This is a genomic window from Leclercia sp. UBA1284, assembly GCF_002308415.1.
Taxonomy (GTDB): domain Bacteria; phylum Pseudomonadota; class Gammaproteobacteria; order Enterobacterales; family Enterobacteriaceae; genus Enterobacter; species Enterobacter pneumoniae.
Genome location: NZ_DBUS01000006.1, coordinates 2,377,118 through 2,393,265, shown reverse-complemented (window position 1 = coordinate 2,393,265; position 16,148 = coordinate 2,377,118). Strand labels below are relative to the sequence as shown.

The 16,148-nt window shown below is 54.8% G+C and carries 20 protein-coding genes and 1 pseudogene; 17 read left to right on the top strand and 4 right to left on the bottom strand.

Annotation, left to right across the window (positions count from 1 at the left end; all coding sequences use genetic code 11):
* The first annotated feature begins 70 nt into the window (after positions 1–70).
* From B3511_RS14685 to acpS, 13 genes are all read left to right on the top strand, one after another.
* Complete coding sequence (locus B3511_RS14685; RefSeq protein ID WP_233801463.1) at positions 71–352, top strand: hypothetical protein; 282 nt, start codon at positions 71–73, stop codon at positions 350–352.
* Entirely contained in the window at positions 340–408 is a 69-nt protein-coding gene (gene rseD, locus B3511_RS20625; protein ID WP_231313890.1) for a rpoE leader peptide RseD, read from the top strand. Before B3511_RS14685 ends, rseD begins: the two co-directional genes overlap by 13 nt.
* A complete protein-coding gene (gene rpoE / locus B3511_RS14680; RefSeq protein WP_032613187.1) occupies positions 405–980 on the top strand; it encodes an RNA polymerase sigma factor RpoE in 576 nt (191 codons plus the stop codon). Before rseD ends, rpoE begins: the two co-directional genes overlap by 4 nt.
* A 31-nt stretch (positions 981–1,011) precedes the next feature.
* Positions 1,012–1,662 carry an anti-sigma-E factor RseA gene (gene rseA, locus B3511_RS14675; protein WP_207292227.1) on the top strand — a complete coding sequence of 217 codons (651 nt, stop codon included), beginning with the start codon at positions 1,012–1,014 and terminating at the stop codon, positions 1,660–1,662.
* On the top strand, positions 1,662–2,615 hold the full coding sequence (rseB, locus tag B3511_RS14670) for a sigma-E factor regulatory protein RseB (protein WP_040074462.1): 954 nt from the start codon (positions 1,662–1,664) through the stop codon (positions 2,613–2,615). Before rseA ends, rseB begins: the two co-directional genes overlap by 1 nt.
* Complete coding sequence (gene rseC / locus B3511_RS14665; protein ID WP_046884531.1) at positions 2,612–3,088, top strand: SoxR-reducing system protein RseC; 477 nt, start codon at positions 2,612–2,614, stop codon at positions 3,086–3,088. The genes rseB and rseC overlap by 4 nt, the downstream gene beginning before the upstream one ends.
* 186 nt (positions 3,089–3,274) lie before the next feature.
* A complete protein-coding gene (gene lepA / locus B3511_RS14660) occupies positions 3,275–5,074 on the top strand; it encodes a translation elongation factor 4 (protein ID WP_046884532.1) in 1,800 nt (599 codons plus the stop codon).
* A 15-nt stretch (positions 5,075–5,089) separates the two neighbouring features.
* Entirely contained in the window at positions 5,090–6,064 is a 975-nt protein-coding gene (gene lepB / locus B3511_RS14655) for a signal peptidase I (protein ID WP_040074466.1), read from the top strand.
* 223 nt (positions 6,065–6,287) lie between these two features.
* Positions 6,288–6,968: a ribonuclease III gene (rnc, locus tag B3511_RS14650; protein WP_040074467.1), complete on the top strand. Its 681-nt coding sequence runs from the start codon at positions 6,288–6,290 to the stop codon at positions 6,966–6,968.
* Positions 6,965–7,870 carry a GTPase Era gene (gene era, locus B3511_RS14645; protein ID WP_286783318.1) on the top strand — a complete coding sequence of 302 codons (906 nt, stop codon included), beginning with the start codon at positions 6,965–6,967 and terminating at the stop codon, positions 7,868–7,870. Before rnc ends, era begins: the two co-directional genes overlap by 4 nt.
* An 18-nt stretch (positions 7,871–7,888) precedes the next feature.
* On the top strand, positions 7,889–8,599 hold the full coding sequence (recO, locus tag B3511_RS14640; protein ID WP_046884533.1) for a DNA repair protein RecO: 711 nt from the start codon (positions 7,889–7,891) through the stop codon (positions 8,597–8,599).
* A 24-nt stretch (positions 8,600–8,623) separates the two neighbouring features.
* Positions 8,624–9,355 (top strand): pyridoxine 5'-phosphate synthase, encoded by a 732-nt coding sequence (gene pdxJ, locus B3511_RS14635; protein ID WP_286783317.1) that lies wholly within the window; start codon positions 8,624–8,626, stop codon positions 9,353–9,355.
* Entirely contained in the window at positions 9,355–9,735 is a 381-nt protein-coding gene (gene acpS, locus B3511_RS14630) for a holo-ACP synthase (protein ID WP_286783316.1), read from the top strand. The genes pdxJ and acpS overlap by 1 nt, the downstream gene beginning before the upstream one ends.
* Here acpS and B3511_RS14625 read toward each other — a convergent pair.
* Positions 9,732–9,992 carry a YfhL family 4Fe-4S dicluster ferredoxin gene (locus B3511_RS14625; protein ID WP_286783315.1) on the bottom strand — a complete coding sequence of 87 codons (261 nt, stop codon included), beginning with the start codon at positions 9,990–9,992 and terminating at the stop codon, positions 9,732–9,734. The genes acpS and B3511_RS14625 overlap by 4 nt on opposite strands.
* 56 nt (positions 9,993–10,048) lie before the next feature.
* On the bottom strand, positions 10,049–10,897 hold the full coding sequence (locus tag B3511_RS14620; protein ID WP_046884535.1) for a MurR/RpiR family transcriptional regulator: 849 nt from the start codon (positions 10,895–10,897) through the stop codon (positions 10,049–10,051).
* A gap of 118 nt (positions 10,898–11,015) precedes the next feature.
* Here B3511_RS14620 and murQ point away from each other — a divergent pair, with 118 nt between their 5' ends.
* The 4 genes from murQ to tadA are packed head-to-tail and all read left to right on the top strand — an operon-like array spanning position 11,016 to position 14,475.
* Positions 11,016–11,909: an N-acetylmuramic acid 6-phosphate etherase gene (murQ, locus tag B3511_RS14615; protein ID WP_286783314.1), complete on the top strand. Its 894-nt coding sequence runs from the start codon at positions 11,016–11,018 to the stop codon at positions 11,907–11,909.
* A gap of 10 nt (positions 11,910–11,919) precedes the next feature.
* Positions 11,920–13,272, top strand: a complete 1,353-nt coding sequence (locus B3511_RS14610) for a PTS transporter subunit EIIC (protein WP_286783313.1) — start codon at positions 11,920–11,922, stop codon at positions 13,270–13,272.
* 3 nt (positions 13,273–13,275) lie between these two features.
* On the top strand, positions 13,276–13,911 hold the full coding sequence (gene yfhb, locus B3511_RS14605) for a phosphatidylglycerophosphatase C (RefSeq protein WP_207292223.1): 636 nt from the start codon (positions 13,276–13,278) through the stop codon (positions 13,909–13,911).
* A 24-nt stretch (positions 13,912–13,935) separates the two neighbouring features.
* Positions 13,936–14,475, top strand: a complete 540-nt coding sequence (gene tadA, locus B3511_RS14600) for a tRNA adenosine(34) deaminase TadA (RefSeq protein WP_046884539.1) — start codon at positions 13,936–13,938, stop codon at positions 14,473–14,475.
* Here the strand turns inward: tadA and mltF are convergent.
* A complete protein-coding gene (gene mltF, locus B3511_RS14595; protein WP_233801473.1) occupies positions 14,363–15,913 on the bottom strand; it encodes a membrane-bound lytic murein transglycosylase MltF in 1,551 nt (516 codons plus the stop codon). The two genes, tadA and mltF, sit on opposite strands and share 113 nt — an antisense overlap.
* A gap of 147 nt (positions 15,914–16,060) precedes the next feature.
* Positions 16,061–16,144: pseudogene (locus B3511_RS20675) on the bottom strand (hypothetical protein); the annotation flags it as partial.
* Positions 16,145–16,148: the final 4 nt, after the last annotated feature.

Here is a 16,148-nt window from a genome sequence, read left to right as displayed (position 1 = left end):
ACTAAACAGTGTCTGGCCAGCATAGCACCCGAATGCGAGAAATCGCACGTTTTTTTTACGGAGTGTTGCAATGACTAAACAAGCCTGGGGAACCGCTCTGGGGCAAAAATGGGAGAAATATTTTGCGAAGCAGATCGTTAGCTTCAGATTATGTGGTGAAATAAAGCCCGCGTTGCGGTACTCTGCTGGCGGAAATGCCATTTCTTATCAGAAACTGGGTGCGTATCGTGAACAGACTTATAATGATAGAAAACGAACAGTCTGCGGCGCGATTAACAAAAACAAAGGCGTGACGGAACTTTTTAAGAAAACAGCCCTCTACACAACTGCTTGCTCACAGTGCAGTGTTTAGAGTGGCGTTTCGATAACGCGTGGATTTTAGGTTTGGGGAGACATTACCTCGGATGAGCGAGCAGTTAACGGACCAGATTCTGGTTGAACGGGTCCAGAAGGGAGATCAGAAAGCTTTTAACCTACTGGTGGTGCGCTACCAGCATAAGGTGGCGAGTCTGGTTTCCCGCTATGTACCTTCAGGGGATGTCCCTGATGTCGTACAGGAATCTTTTATTAAGGCCTATCGCGCGCTGGAATCATTCCGGGGGGATAGTGCTTTTTATACCTGGCTGTACCGAATTGCTGTCAATACGGCAAAGAATTACCTGGTCGCTCAGGGCCGTCGTCCGCCTTCCAGTGATGTTGATGCGATAGACGCAGAAAACTTCGAAAGCGGCGGCGCGTTGAAAGAAATTTCGAACCCTGAGAACTTAATGTTGTCAGAAGAACTGAGACAAATAGTTTTTCGTACCATCGAGTCGCTTCCGGAAGATTTACGCATGGCAATTACGTTGCGGGAGCTTGATGGCCTGAGCTATGAAGAGATAGCCGCTATCATGGATTGTCCGGTTGGTACGGTTCGTTCACGTATTTTCCGTGCGCGAGAAGCTATTGATAATAAAGTTCAACCGCTTATCAGGCGTTGACGATAGCGGGATACTGGAAAAGGTATTAGGCATGCAGAAAGAACAACTTTCCGCTTTAATGGATGGTGAAACGCTGGACAGTGAGCTGCTTAATGAGCTCTCTCGCTCTCCTGAGATGCAAAAAGCCTGGGAGAGTTATCATCTTATTCGCGATTCTATGCGCGGCGATACCAGCGAGCTCCTCCATTTCGATATCTCATCACGCGTAATGGCGGCGATAGAGAACGAACCTGTTACTCAGGCCACTCCGCTGATCCCTGAAGCCCAGCCTGCACCACACCTGTGGCAAAAAATGCCATTCTGGAATAAAGTGCGCCCGTGGGCGAGTCAACTGACCCAGATGGGTGTCGCAGCTTGCGTGTCGCTTGCGGTTATCGTTGGCGTCCAGCAGTATAACAGCCAATCTGAAGTCAACCAGCAACCTGAAGCGCCAGTGTTTAACACGCTGCCGATGATGGGCAAAGCCAGCCCGGTTAGCCTGGGTATTCCTTCCGACGCGTCGGCGGGTGCTGGCCAGCAGCAGCAGGTACAGGAGCAGCGTCGTCGCATTAATGCGATGTTGCAGGACTATGAATTGCAACGTCGTTTGCATTCAGAGCAGCTTCAGTTTGAACAGGCACAAACCCAGCAAGCCGCTGTGCAAGTGCCCGGAAACCAAACTTTAGGAACGCAATCGCAGTAATGAAGCAACTTTGGTGCGCCATGTCTTTGATGGCGGGTAGCTTGCTCTTCTCTGTCAACGCCTCGGCTGATGTATCGTCCGGGGCGTTGTTGCAGCAGATGAACCTCGCTAGCCAGTCACTCAACTATGAACTGGCTTTTATCAGTATCAATAAGCAGGGCGTCGAGTCGTTACGCTATCGCCACGCCCGTCTTGATAAACAGCCTCTCGCTCAGCTCTTGCAGATGGATGGCCCGCGCCGTGAAGTTGTGCAGCGTGGTAATGAAATCAGCTATTTTGAGCCGGGCCTTGAGCCCTTCACCCTTAATGGCGACTACATCGTCGATTCGCTGCCATCGCTGGTTTATACCGACTTTAAGCGTCTTGCCCCCTACTACGACTTTATTTCCGTTGGCCGTACGCGCATTGCAGACCGGTTATGTGAAGTCATCCGGGTCGTGGCCCGGGACGGGACGCGCTACAGCTATATCGTCTGGATGGATGCCGAAACCAAGCTTCCGATGCGGGTCGATCTACTTGATCGCGATGGTGAAACGCTGGAACAGTTCCGCGTGATCTCCTTCAGCGTCGATGATCAGGTCGGCAATAGCATGCAGAATCTTGCTAAAGCCAGTCTGCCGCCGCTGCTCTCTGTACCGGTAGGGGATACCATTAACTTTAACTGGGCTCCGACCTGGATCCCGCAAGGGTTCAGCGAGATCTCCAGCAGCAAACGCCAGCTTCCTACGATTGATACGCCGGTTGAATCGCGTCTCTACTCGGATGGTCTGTTCAGCTTCTCGGTGAATATCAACCGCGCCACCGCGATCAGTGCCGACCAGATGCTGCGTACCGGTCGTCGCACAGTGAGCACGACGGTGCGTGATAATGCCGAAATTACGGTCGTGGGTGAGCTTCCGCCGCAAACTGCAAAGCGTATCGCCGACAGTATCAAATTCAGGGCAGCACAATGATTAAAGAGTGGGCTACGGTCGTATCATGGCAAAATGGCGTCGCGCTGGTGAGTTGCGACGTTAAGGCCTCCTGCAGCAGCTGCGCCTCCCGCGCAGGATGCGGCAGCCGCGTGCTGAATAAACTGGGCCCGCAAACTACCCACACGCTTTCCGTTCCTAGCGAGCAACCGCTGGTGAAAGGGCAAAAAGTGGAGCTGGGAATTGCCGAAGCGAGCCTGCTGGGCTCGGCAATGCTGGTTTATCTCTCTCCGCTGGTGGGCTTGTTTGCCGTGGGTGGTCTTTTCCAGCTCCTGTTTGCCACCGATCTTGCCGCCATGTGCGGGGCAGCCCTCGGCGGTGTAGGCGGTTTTTTACTGGCGCGGGGGCTTTCGCCCAGGCTTGCTGTGCGCGATAACTGGCAGCCAACCATTCTCAGCGTTGGCTTACCACCCGACGAACTGCGCGTTGAAACACTATCCTCAGAGGCCCGGTAAATACACCGGGCTTTATCTATGTTTGATTCTTATAAACCAAAACCCTCAAACTTAGCGCTATACCTGAATTCAAGAGCATTTCCTGGTGACGAAGATGTAGTGTAGAATGCTGCGTTTTCGCACTGAAAAACGTCAGGCTAAGAACAGCGGCCTCCAGGAATTCGTAAGGCAAAATTATTTAACTATATGAAGAACATACGTAACTTTTCGATCATAGCTCACATTGACCACGGTAAGTCGACGCTGTCTGACCGTATTATCCAGATTTGCGGTGGCCTGTCTGATCGTGAAATGGCAGCCCAGGTTCTGGACTCCATGGACCTGGAACGCGAACGCGGTATCACCATTAAAGCCCAGAGCGTAACGCTCGATTATAAAGCGTCTGACGGTGAAACTTATCAACTTAACTTTATCGACACCCCAGGCCACGTTGACTTCTCTTATGAAGTTTCCCGCTCGCTGGCGGCCTGTGAAGGCGCGCTGCTGGTGGTAGATGCCGGGCAGGGCGTAGAAGCCCAGACCCTGGCGAACTGCTACACCGCGATGGAAATGGACCTGGAAGTGGTGCCGGTACTGAACAAAATCGACCTGCCCGCCGCCGATCCTGAGCGCGTGGCGGAAGAGATTGAAGATATCGTGGGCATTGATGCCACCGATGCTGTGCGCTGCTCCGCGAAGACCGGCGTAGGTGTTCCGGATGTGCTGGAACGTCTGGTCCGCGATATCCCTGCTCCTGAAGGCGACCCGGATGCACCGCTGCAGGCACTGATCATTGACTCCTGGTTCGATAACTATCTGGGTGTTGTCTCGCTGGTACGTATTAAAAACGGCACCATGCGTAAAGGCGAAAAGATCAAGGTTATGAGCACCGGCCAGGTCTATAACGCCGATCGCCTGGGTATCTTCACCCCGAAACAGGTTGACCGTACCGAGCTGAAATGCGGCGAGGTAGGCTGGCTGGTCTGTGCAATTAAAGACATCCTCGGTGCGCCGGTTGGCGATACCTTGACGGGTGCCCGTAATCCGGCTGATAAAGCACTGCCTGGCTTCAAAAAAGTGAAGCCACAGGTATATGCAGGTCTCTTCCCGGTCAGCTCTGATGATTATGAAAACTTCCGTGACGCGCTTGGCAAACTGAGCCTGAACGATGCTTCTCTGTTCTATGAGCCAGAAAGCTCCACGGCGCTGGGCTTCGGCTTCCGCTGCGGCTTCCTCGGCCTGCTGCACATGGAGATCATTCAGGAACGTCTGGAGCGTGAGTACGATCTGGATCTGATCACCACCGCGCCGACGGTAGTTTACGAAGTGGAAACCACCTCGAAAGAGGTGATCTACGTCGATAGCCCGTCCAAGCTGCCGCCGCTGAACAACATTTCTGAGCTGCGCGAGCCTATCGCAGAGTGTCACATGCTGCTGCCGCAAGAGTTCCTCGGCAACGTCATCACCCTTTGTATTGAGAAGCGCGGCGTACAGACCAACATGGTTTACCACGGTAACCAGGTGGCGCTGACTTACGAAATCCCGATGGCGGAAGTGGTACTCGACTTCTTCGACCGTCTGAAGTCGACGTCCCGTGGCTACGCGTCACTGGATTACAACTTCAAACGTTTCCAGGCTTCCAACATGGTACGTGTAGATGTGCTGATTAACGGCGAGCGTGTCGATGCGCTGGCGCTGATCACGCATAACGACAACGCACCATACCGCGGGCGTGAGCTGGTTGAGAAGATGAAAGAGCTGATCCCGCGTCAGCAATTTGATATCGCGATTCAGGCGGCCATTGGCAACCACATCATCGCGCGTTCTACCGTGAAACAGTTGCGTAAAAACGTTCTGGCAAAATGCTATGGCGGTGACGTCAGCCGTAAGAAAAAGCTGCTGCAGAAGCAGAAAGACGGTAAGAAACGTATGAAGCAGGTTGGTAACGTTGAGCTGCCGCAGGAAGCGTTCCTCGCCATTCTGCACGTAGGTAAAGACGGCAAATAATCCTAAGGAGTTGGCATGGCGAACATGTTTGCCCTGATCCTGGTCATTGCGACGCTGGTGACGGGTCTATTGTGGTGTCTGGATAAGTTTATTTTCGCCCCGAAACGTCGTGAACGTCAGGCTGCCGCGCAGGCAGCCACTGGCGACGGGCTTGATGCGAAGACCCTGAAAAAAGTCGGCCCGAAACCGGGCTGGCTGGAGACAGGGGCTTCGGTCTTCCCGGTGCTGGCGATTGTGCTGGTGGTACGTTCATTTATTTATGAACCTTTCCAGATCCCATCAGGTTCGATGATGCCAACGCTGCTGATTGGTGACTTCATCCTGGTCGAGAAGTTTGCCTACGGCATTAAAGATCCTATCTACCAGAAAACGTTGATCGAAACAGGTCATCCGAAACGTGGCGATATTGTGGTCTTTAAATACCCCGACGATCCGCGTCTGGATTACATCAAACGTGCGGTGGGTCTGCCAGGCGATAAAGTCTCTTACGATCCAGTTGCGAAAGAAGTGACGGTACAGCCTGGCTGCAGTTCTGGTACGGCCTGTGAAAGCGCGCTGCCCATTACCTACTCCAACGTAGAGCCGAGTGACTTCGTGCAGACCTTTGCCCGTCGTAACGGCGGTGAAGCTACCAGCGGTTTCTTCCAGATGCCAAAAGGCGAGACCAAAGAGAACGGTATCCGCCTGACTGAGCGTAAAGAGACGCTGGGTGACGTCACGCACCGTATTCTGACGGTGCCTATTGCGCAGGATCAACTGGGGATGTACTACCATCAGTCCGGTCAGCAGCTGGCTTCCTGGATTGTGCCGCCGGGCCAATACTTCATGATGGGTGATAACCGCGATAATTCTGCGGACAGCCGTTACTGGGGCTTTGTGCCGGAAGCGAATCTGGTCGGTAAAGCGACCGCCATCTGGATGAGCTTCGAGAAGCAGGAAGGCGAATGGCCGACCGGGGTACGTCTAAATCGTATCGGCGGGATCCATTAATTCGTGATATCTGAACACATCGCCCTTTATCTTAAGGGCGATGTGAATTATTTAAGCGATAAATCTCTCCAGACTAACGACAACCCCTGTCGTTGTGTATAGAATATTCCCCCGAAGTTTAAGGTTGGCGCTGAATCAGTGCCACGGCACACGAAACCGCGTTGGCTTTCTCAGGTCGGTTTCGTGTGCTGCATTTTTGACGCATTCATTCTATTGGTATCGCATGAACCCCATCGTAATTAATCGGCTTCAACGGAAGCTGGGCTACACTTTTCAGCATCAGGAGTTGTTGCAACAGGCATTAACCCATCGCAGTGCCAGCAGCAAACACAACGAACGTCTCGAATTTTTGGGCGATTCCATTTTAAGTTACGTTATTGCCAATGCGCTTTATCACCGTTTCCCACGCGTGGACGAAGGGGATATGAGCCGCATGCGTGCAACGCTGGTTCGCGGTAACACGCTGGCAGAAATTGCGCGTGAGTTCGAATTAGGTGAGTGCCTGCGTCTGGGGCCGGGCGAACTGAAAAGTGGCGGTTTCCGCCGTGAGTCCATTCTTGCGGACACGGTCGAAGCCTTAATCGGTGGCGTTTTCCTCGACAGTAATATTCAGACCGTCGAGCAACTGATTCTGAACTGGTATCAGACCCGTCTGGACGAAATTAGCCCAGGCGATAAACAAAAAGATCCGAAAACGCGTCTGCAGGAATATTTGCAGGGTCGTCACCTTCCGCTGCCATCTTATCTGGTGGTGCAGGTCCGTGGCGAAGCGCACGATCAGGAATTTACCATCCATTGCCAGGTCAGTGGCCTGAGTGAACCGGTGGTGGGCACAGGTTCTAGCCGTCGTAAGGCGGAACAGGCTGCCGCCGAACAGGCGTTGAAAATGCTGGAGCTGGAATGAGCGAAGAGAAAACCTATTGCGGATTTATTGCCATCGTTGGTCGTCCAAACGTTGGCAAATCCACCCTGTTGAATAATCTGCTTGGGCAGAAGATTTCTATCACCTCTCGTAAGGCGCAAACCACGCGTCACCGCATCGTCGGTATCCATACGGAAGGCTCGTATCAGGCGATTTATGTCGATACCCCAGGCCTGCACATGGAAGAGAAGCGTGCGATCAACCGTCTGATGAACAAGGCGGCGAGCAGCTCTATCGGTGACGTTGAGCTGGTGATTTTTGTTGTGGAAGGCACCCGCTGGACGCCTGACGACGAAATGGTGCTCAATAAACTGCGTGATGGGAAAACCCCGGTGATCCTGGCGGTCAACAAAGTTGACAACGTGCAAGAAAAAGCCGATCTGCTGCCGCATCTGCAGTGGCTGGGCAGCCAGATGAACTTCCTCGATATCGTACCGCTGTCTGCAGAGACCGGTCTGAATGTGGATACCATCGCGGGCATCGTGCGTAAACATCTGCCGGAAGCGATCCATCACTTCCCGGAAGAGTACATCACCGATCGTTCTCAGCGCTTTATGGCCTCTGAGATCATCCGTGAAAAGCTGATGCGTTTCCTTGGCGCGGAGTTACCGTACTCTGTCACCGTCGAGATCGAACGTTTCCAGACGAACGAGCGTGGTGGCTATGATATCAACGGCCTGATCCTCGTGGAGCGTGAAGGGCAGAAGAAAATGGTGATTGGCAACAAAGGTGCCAAGATCAAAACCATCGGTATTGAAGCTCGTAAAGATATGCAGGAGATGTTCGAAGCACCGGTTCACCTGGAGCTGTGGGTGAAGGTGAAATCTGGCTGGGCCGATGATGAGCGTGCACTGCGCAGCCTCGGTTACGGCGAAGATCAGTAACGCAAGACGACGAACAGTATGGAAGGTTGGCAGCGTGCCTTCGTTCTCCATAGTCGTCCCTGGAGCGAAACCAGCCTGATACTGGACGTCTTCACGGAAGAGTCGGGCCGCGTGCGCCTTGTGGCTAAAGGCGCACGTTCCAAACGTTCTAATCTGAAAGGAACTTTACAGCCTTTCACACCGCTGCTGGTCCGCTTTGGTGGGCGAGGGGAGGTCAAAACCCTGCGCAGCGCCGAAGCCGTCTCCCTGGCACTTCCCCTCTCTGGTATCACCCTTTATAGCGGCCTGTACGTCAACGAACTCATCTCACGCGTGCTTGAGCATGAGACTCGCTTCTCTGAACTTTTCTTCGACTACCTGCACTGTATCCAGGCCCTGGCGGGGGTAACTGGCTCGCCTGAACCCGTCCTGCGCCGTTTTGAGCTGGCGCTGCTTGGCCATCTGGGTTACGGCGTAGATTTTCTTCACTGTGCAGGCAGTGGCGATCCGGTGGAAGAGACCATGACCTACCGCTACCGGGAAGAGAAAGGATTTATCGCCAGTATTGTGATTGATAATAGTACCTTTACCGGGCGTGACCTGCGCGCGTTAGCCGAGCGGGAATTTCCGGATGCAGAGACCCTGCGGGCGGCAAAACGCTTTACCCGTATTGCGCTGAAGCCGTATCTTGGAGGCAAGCCCTTAAAGAGCCGCGAATTATTCAGGCAGTTTATGCCCAAGCGTAAATGAACAACGAGAAAACCGAGGATTGTCATGGCTGAATTACTGTTAGGCGTCAATATTGACCATATCGCCACCCTGCGTAACGCGCGCGGCACGGCCTATCCGGACCCGGTACAGGCCGCGTTTATTGCTGAGCAGGCGGGGGCCGACGGCATTACGGTTCACCTGCGTGAGGACCGCCGTCACATCACCGATCGCGATGTACGGGTGCTGCGTCAAACGCTGGATACCCGCATGAACCTCGAGATGGCGGTGACCGAAGAGATGCTGAACATCGCCGTTGAGACGCAACCTCATTTTTGCTGCCTGGTACCAGAAAAACGTCAGGAAGTGACCACTGAAGGCGGCCTCGACGTTGCCGGCCAGCTGGAAAAAATGCGCGATGCCTGCACACGTCTGGCAGATGCCGGTATTCTGGTCTCGCTATTTATTGATGCCGATGAGGCCCAAATCAAAGCCGCAGCAGACGTGGGTGCGCCCTACATCGAAATCCACACCGGTTGCTATGCGGATGCCAAAGACGAAGTCACCCAGGCAAAAGAGCTTGAGCGCATCGCCAAAGCCGCTACCTACGCCGCAAGCCTCGGACTGAAGGTCAATGCCGGTCATGGCCTTACCTACCACAACGTGAAAGCCATCGCCGCCATTCCGGAGATGCACGAGCTGAACATTGGTCACGCCATTATTGGCCGTGCGGTGATGAGCGGCCTGAAAGAGGCGGTGGCAGAGATGAAACGCCTGATGCTGGAAGCCCGTCGCTAATGGCCATTCTTGGCTTAGGCACGGACATCGTTGAGATTTCGCGTATTGAAGCGGTGATTGCCCGTAGTGGCGATCGCCTTGCCCGTCGCGTACTTAGCAATAACGAGTGGGCCATCTGGGAGGCGCACCAGCAGCCGGTGCGTTTTCTGGCTAAACGTTTTGCGGTGAAAGAGGCGGCGGCGAAAGCATTCGGCACGGGGATCCGTAACGGGCTGGCCTTCAATCAGTTCGAAGTTTTTAACGATGAGCTGGGCAAGCCGCGTCTGCGTCTGTGGGGAGAAGCGTTAAAACTGGCTGAGAAGCTGGGGGTAGCGCATATGCACGTTACGCTGGCGGATGAGCGCCACTACGCCTGCGCAACGGTCATTATTGAAAGTTAGATCTTATCCGTGTGGTGCATCAGGACAAATTTATCCCACAGCTGCTCTTCTGATTCAGTGTGTGCCGGATCCTTGAGAATGGTATTCGGGATTGGGCACACTTTCTGACAGGTCGGCGTCTCGTAATGGCCAACACACTCGGTGCAACGGTCGCTGTTAATCTCATAAATGCTATCGCCCATGGAAATGGCCTCGTTAGGACATTCGGGTTCGCACATATCGCAATTGATACATTTTTTGGTAATTAACAGCGCCATCAGGTAATTCTCAGAAACATCACAAACAGGGCGGGCATTATACGCTCATTACGTACTCAAACCAGTTTTTTAACCAACGCTTCGCTGTGGCGAATACGATCCGGCGCATGTTCGAGATCTTGCTGCACCAGCGCCATAAACATCAGGTCCGTCAGCAGCATCTGTGCGCTGGTGGAAGAGATGGCCGCGCTCCGGGTCGCTTGCTCTTCTGCAATGGTATACAGGCAGCGAGAGGCGCGTTGCTGTAGGGCGTTAGGGGTAAAACCGGTAATCGCAAGGATCTTCCCCCCCGCCCGCAGGGCTTCGTCTGCTGCCAGGTTGATTTCACGGCGCTCGCCGGAATAGGAGATGGCCAGCAGCACGTCACTGGGCTCCATAGCCTGAACGGTGGCCAGCAGGGCATGCATATCTTGCTCGACGATAGCGGTCAGGCCAATTTTATTCAGCTTCCAGCCAAAGTTGCGTGCTACCAGCCCCGACGCGCCAATACCCGTCAGGATCACCCGACGTGCTGTGCGCAACATCGTCACGCTCTCCAGCAACTTCTCTTCAGTATTAACATCCAGGGTGGCGTGCATGGCCGCCACTTTTTCTTTGATCAGTTTTTCACCGACCAGCCGCATCGGATCGTCGCCACGGATGTGGTTATGTACCGGCATCGACTGTGGGTTAGGGTGGCTGGCCAGCGCTTCGCTAATGGCCAGTTTGAGCGCCGGAAATCCTTTGAAGCCGATCTTCTGCGCAAATTTCACCACGCTCGACTGGCTGACGCCTGCCTCCTGGGCCAGCTGCTGTGAACTCAGATGCCGGGCATGGTCGGGCTGAGACAGCAGGAAATCCGCCAGTTTTTTGTCGCTCTGGGCAAAGCCCGCGTATCGCTGGCGAATTCGGATTAAACAGTTCATGAGGTCTCCTGGCGAAATGTGATAGCTGTTGCAAATTGCGAATATTGCTCGCCCGAATGAATTTTATATTCCATTATAGTGCGATTATTATGAATTAAAAATTCTTGAGGCACAAAAGATGAATCTAGGATCGCTTGTTTCTGAAACCCGTAACCCGCAAACCATGGATCTGGATGCGCTCTCCACTTTTGACCTTGTAAGCCGTTTTAATCAACAGGATACGCTGGTCGCGCAGGCAGTGAAAGAGACATTGCCCGAGGTTGCGAAAGCGGTCGATGCGGCGGCCACTTCGTTGAAATCGGGCGGCCGCATTATTTACATGGGGGCGGGGACCAGTGGGCGCCTGGGCGTGCTGGATGCTTCTGAATGTCCACCTACGTTCGGCGTACCGCACGGCCTGGTGATCGGCCTGATAGCCGGTGGGCCGGGGGCATTGTTAAAAGCCGTCGAGGGGGCGGAGGACAGCCCGCAGCTCGGTGAAGACGATTTACGCGACATTGCCCTGGCACCGCAGGATCTGGTCGTCGGGCTGGCGGCATCGGGGCGCACGCCGTACGTGCTGGGTGGCCTGGCATATGCCAGACAGACCGGCTGCACGACGGTGGCCATCTCCTGTAATCCGGGATCCCCTATCGCCCAGGTGGCGGATATCGCTATTTCGCCCGTGGTAGGGCCTGAAGCTCTGACCGGCTCCACGCGACTTAAATCCGGCACGGCGCAGAAAATGGTGCTGAACATGATCTCTACCGGCGCGATGGTGAAGTTCGGCAAGGTTTACCAGAACCTGATGGTGGATATGAAGGCCACTAACGTGAAGCTTATCGACAGGGCTTGTCGCATGGTCGTGGAAGCGACCGGCACCACGCGTGAAGAGGCCGAAAAGGTGCTCCAGCAGACCGATTATGACGTTAAGCCTGCCATTCTGATGATATTAAGCGGGCTGGATGCGACGACGGCGCGTGCCCGACTCGACCAGCACAGTGGTTTTTTACGGGCGGCGTTAGAAAACTAAAGAGGCGGATATGGAAAAAACGGCAGCGCTCGCCAGCGGTATCCTGCAGGGGATTGGCGGAGAGAAAAACATCCTGCGTCTGGAAAACTGCATGACGCGCGTGCGGGTGGAGGTAGTAGACGAGTCCAGGCTCGATCTTCCGCATCTGAAGAAACTGCCGGGCGTCAGCGGCTATGTGAAGCAGGGCGAGCAGCACCAGTTGATTGTCGGGCCGGGCAAAGCTGCGCAAGTCGTGGATGCCATGCGCGCGTTGATGGGGGGCGTAGCGGTGGATGACGCCGAGCGCACCAAAGCTCAGGTGAAGGCGCGCTATAAAGCACCGATGAGCGATGCCCTGCGCCAGCTGGCAAACGTCTTTATTCCGCTGATTCCGGCGTTTATCGCCTCCGGGCTGATCACCGGGATCATTAATATCCTGAAGCGCCCGGATATTGTCGGTGATTTTGCTACGCAGTACCCCAATCTGCTGGGGATCCTGGGCATCTTTGGCAGTGCCGTCTTCGCGATCATGAACATACTGGTGGGGGTCAATACCGCCAAGGTATTTGGCGGCTCGCTTGCTATGGGCGGGGTTATGGCCGGGATCCTCTCCAGCCCACAGCTGGCGCAAATAAGCCTGTTTGGCGAGGCGCTCCAGCCTGGCCGTGGCGGGGTTATTGCCGTGCTGCTGGTGGTCGTGCTGATGTGTTGGGTCGAGAAAAAGCTGCGCAATGCCCTGCCGGGCTCGCTGGAGCTGATCCTCAACCCGCTGCTGACGACGCTCATTACGGGCAGTATTGCGATTATTGCCCTGCAACCGCTCGGCGGCTGGATCTCCGATGCGATTGCGCACGGTGCCTCCTGGGCTATCGACCGGGGTGGATTCCTGGTAGGGGCGGTGTTGGCCGGGACCTTCCTGCCGCTGGTGTTGACTGGCCTGCATCAGGGGCTGGTGCCCATCCACGTGGAGTTGGTGCAGGCCCACGGCTTTAACGCCTTGCTGCCGATTCTGTCGATGGCCGGTGTCGGGCAGGTGGGGGCGGCGATTGCGGTATTGATGAAAACCCGCAATGCACGCCTTAAAAAAGTGATTAAAGGGGCTCTGCCGGTGGGCTTACTCGGCATCGGCGAACCGCTCATTTTTGGCGTCACGCTGCCGCTCGGTAAGCCATTTATCGGTGCCTGCCTGGGCGGTGCCGTGGGTGGGGCGCTGATCAGTTTCTGGAAAGTGGCGACCGTCATCACCTTTGGTATTTCCGGTTTACCGCTGGCATTAACCATCGTGACCGGAAAAGTCATGCTCTATCTGTTAGGCTATTTAATAGCGGTGATCGCCGGGTTCCTCTTTACCTGGCTGTTAGGGTTCAACGATCCAGAGGAGTGAGGTTTGGTTAATAACGAGCGTCGGGTTGTCTTTTTTGATCTGGATGGAACGCTTCATCAACAGGATATGTTCGGTACGTTTATGCGTTATTTATTGCGCCGACAACCCCTGAATGCGTTGCTCGTATTGCCCCTCCTGCCGGTCATCGGCTGCGCGTTACTGATAAAAGGGCGCGCAGCCCGCTGGCCCATGAGTCTGTTGCTGTGGGGATGCACATTTGGCCACAGCGAGGCGCGGCTGCAACAGCTGCGTCAGGATTTTGCCGACTGGTTTCGCCAACATGTTACCGCCTTTCCGGTGGTGCAGCAGAGGCTCACCGCCTATCTTGATGCGTCGGATGCCGATATTTGGTTAATCACCGGCTCTCCACAGCCGTTGGTGGAGCTCGTCTATTTCGATACGCCGTGGTTGCCGAAAGTGAACCTTATCGCCACCCAGACAGGGCGACGCTACGGCGGTTGGGTGCTCACCATGCGCTGTCTTGGCCATGAAAAGGTGGCGCAACTGGAGAAAAGAATCGGTACGCCGCTGCGCCTGTACAGTGGTTACAGCGACAGTAAGCAAGATAACCCGCTGCTCTACTTCTGCCAGCACCGCTGGCGTGTCACTCCCCAGGGCGAGCTACAGCAGCTGGAATAGTGTTATACATAAGCTGTGTGTATAATGCGCCCGCTTTACAGACTGGAGTGCATGTCGTTGTCTAACCCTGAACCTAATCATGAATACTGGATGCGCCACGCGCTCTCGCTGGCTCAACGCGCCTGGGATGAGGGCGAAGTGCCCGTGGGTGCCGTGCTGGTACACAACAATAAGGTGATTGGCGAAGGGTGGAACCGCCCGATTGGCCGCCACGATCCTACCGCGCATGCAGAGATTATGGCGCTGCGTCAGGGGGGGCTGGTACTGCAAAACTACCGTCTGCTGGAGACCACGCTTTATGTCACCCTGGAGCCGTGCGTCATGTGCTCAGGTGCGATGGTCCACAGTCGCATTGGCACCGTGGTGTACGGCGCGCAGGATGAAAAAACCGGGGCAGCAGGTTCTCTTATGAACGTGCTGGGACACCCGGGAATGAATCATCAGGTTAATGTCATCGGTGGGGTACTTGCACCAGCCTGTTCGGCGATGCTGAGTGACTTTTTTCGAATGCGTCGCCAGCAGAAAAAGCAACAAAAGGCAGAATCGAAGTTACCGGGTGGTTAAGTTCGTCCGGGGCGACCACCGGATAGTTTTCCGCCATCTGGCGCGCCTGCGCCGCCTCTTTCTCTTTCTCCATCAAATAACCCACCAGGCTTATCTGATATTTACGAATGTTTTCGACGTAGGCGTAGGCCTCATGGCCGCGCGCATACCCGTAGGTGAGCTTGTTGTACCAGGGTTTCTGGCTCAGGAGAGGCAGGCGCTGCTTCACGTCTGACCAGCTGTCCGGGTTGCCTTTGGTTTTGGCCGTCAGGGCGCGGGCATCGAGCATATGGGCGTAGCCCATGTTATACGCCGCCAGCGCAAACCAGATCCGCTCCTCTTCCGGTACCGTCTCCGGGACTTTGCTCATCATGTCCTGCAGATAGCGCGCCCCGCCGCTGATGCTCTGCTCCGCATCCGTCCTGTCGGTAAGGCCGAGACTCTGGGCGGTATTCTTGGTCAGCATCATCAATCCACGTACGCCGGTGGGCGAGGTGGCCAGCGCATCCCAGTGCGACTCCTGATATGAAATCGCGGCCAGCAACCGCCAGTCGATCTCCTGAGCGTATTTCTCAAACAGCGGCTGAAGATCCGGTAACACGTTGTCGACGGCCCGCAGGAAGCTGCGGGTATCCACATAATCAAAGTCATCGCCATGACCGAGGTATTTTTCCTCCAGCCGTGCCAGGGTGCCATCTTCATTCAGGCCGCTGAAGAAATCGAGCATTGCGGCAGAGAGGGTCTGATCGTCATCAAGTTTACTGAACCAGGTCACCGGCTGCTCGTCGGTCACGTCCAGCGCCACGGCCAGTTCAGGATGTACACGCTGGAAGAGGCTGATGGCAACCGAGTCGGCGATGGTATAGGGCAGCTTCCCGTCTTTAACCTGTTCGAGCAGGGCCGTCGTGCCCAGCTTTTCATCGACCGTCCAGCTAAGGTCAGGATATTTTTTCTCTTTCAGGACGCGTAAGTCTTCGATTGCCACGTGGCCAGGCGCAATGACCAGCTGTTCAGCGGTCAGATTTGCCAGGGTACGCGGGCGCAGGCTGCCCACGCGGTAGACCAGCTGCTGCGAAACGGAATAGTAGGTTGGGCCCGGCTGATAATTTTTGCTGCGCTCGCTGTTGTAAACCAGACCGGCGGCCAGCAGATCGGCATCGCCGTTATCGAGGTCGTCGAAAAGCTGGCTAATGTTCTGGCGTACGGTTACTTTTAGCTTTACGCCCAGGTAGTCAGCAAAATGTTGCGCCAGCTCGTAGTCCAGCCCAATCACTTTATTGTTGATGGCGTTGTAGGTCAGCGGGGAGGTAATGGTACTGACGCGCAGCTCCCCCCGCGCCTGGATCGCGGCGATACGGTTTTCGGCTTTGCCGAACCAGGGGATAGAAGGCCATAAGGCCGCTGCCAGCAGCAAGGTAACAATGCCGATGAGCAGATAATTAATCTTTAATTTTTTCAATTAGTTAATTCTCTGCGTCAGCGCTTGCCTCAGTCTGCAGTGGCCATGTTAAACGTACGGTTTGCCATTGATTGAGCGGCATTTTGCGTAAACTTAAGCCAGTTGGCAACTTATTACAGATAACGGCAACACCTATTGTTAAATTTCCGCTGTGATTTTATTTCGACGCAAACGGTTTCGTCTGCGCTCAGGATTCTCTATAATGACGCCCGTTTTCCCCCTTGCGCACACTGTA

What these genes read in the sequence shown, in the direction of transcription:
- B3511_RS14685 (WP_233801463.1), top strand. Translation starts at nt 71, where the DNA reads ATGACTAAACAAGCCTGGGGAACCGCTCTGGGGCAAAAATGGGAGAAA.
- rpoE (WP_032613187.1), top strand. Translation starts at nt 405, where the DNA reads ATGAGCGAGCAGTTAACGGACCAGATTCTGGTTGAACGGGTCCAGAAG.
- rseA (WP_207292227.1), top strand. Translation starts at nt 1,012, where the DNA reads ATGCAGAAAGAACAACTTTCCGCTTTAATGGATGGTGAAACGCTGGAC.
- rseB (WP_040074462.1), top strand. Translation starts at nt 1,662, where the DNA reads ATGAAGCAACTTTGGTGCGCCATGTCTTTGATGGCGGGTAGCTTGCTC.
- rseC (WP_046884531.1), top strand. Translation starts at nt 2,612, where the DNA reads ATGATTAAAGAGTGGGCTACGGTCGTATCATGGCAAAATGGCGTCGCG.
- lepA (WP_046884532.1), top strand. Translation starts at nt 3,275, where the DNA reads ATGAAGAACATACGTAACTTTTCGATCATAGCTCACATTGACCACGGT.
- lepB (WP_040074466.1), top strand. Translation starts at nt 5,090, where the DNA reads ATGGCGAACATGTTTGCCCTGATCCTGGTCATTGCGACGCTGGTGACG.
- rnc (WP_040074467.1), top strand. Translation starts at nt 6,288, where the DNA reads ATGAACCCCATCGTAATTAATCGGCTTCAACGGAAGCTGGGCTACACT.
- era (WP_286783318.1), top strand. Translation starts at nt 6,965, where the DNA reads ATGAGCGAAGAGAAAACCTATTGCGGATTTATTGCCATCGTTGGTCGT.
- recO (WP_046884533.1), top strand. Translation starts at nt 7,889, where the DNA reads ATGGAAGGTTGGCAGCGTGCCTTCGTTCTCCATAGTCGTCCCTGGAGC.
- pdxJ (WP_286783317.1), top strand. Translation starts at nt 8,624, where the DNA reads ATGGCTGAATTACTGTTAGGCGTCAATATTGACCATATCGCCACCCTG.
- acpS (WP_286783316.1), top strand. Translation starts at nt 9,355, where the DNA reads ATGGCCATTCTTGGCTTAGGCACGGACATCGTTGAGATTTCGCGTATT.
- B3511_RS14625 (WP_286783315.1), bottom strand. Translation starts at nt 9,992, where the DNA reads ATGGCGCTGTTAATTACCAAAAAATGTATCAATTGCGATATGTGCGAA.
- B3511_RS14620 (WP_046884535.1), bottom strand. Translation starts at nt 10,897, where the DNA reads ATGAACTGTTTAATCCGAATTCGCCAGCGATACGCGGGCTTTGCCCAG.
- murQ (WP_286783314.1), top strand. Translation starts at nt 11,016, where the DNA reads ATGAATCTAGGATCGCTTGTTTCTGAAACCCGTAACCCGCAAACCATG.
- B3511_RS14610 (WP_286783313.1), top strand. Translation starts at nt 11,920, where the DNA reads ATGGAAAAAACGGCAGCGCTCGCCAGCGGTATCCTGCAGGGGATTGGC.
- tadA (WP_046884539.1), top strand. Translation starts at nt 13,936, where the DNA reads ATGCGCCCGCTTTACAGACTGGAGTGCATGTCGTTGTCTAACCCTGAA.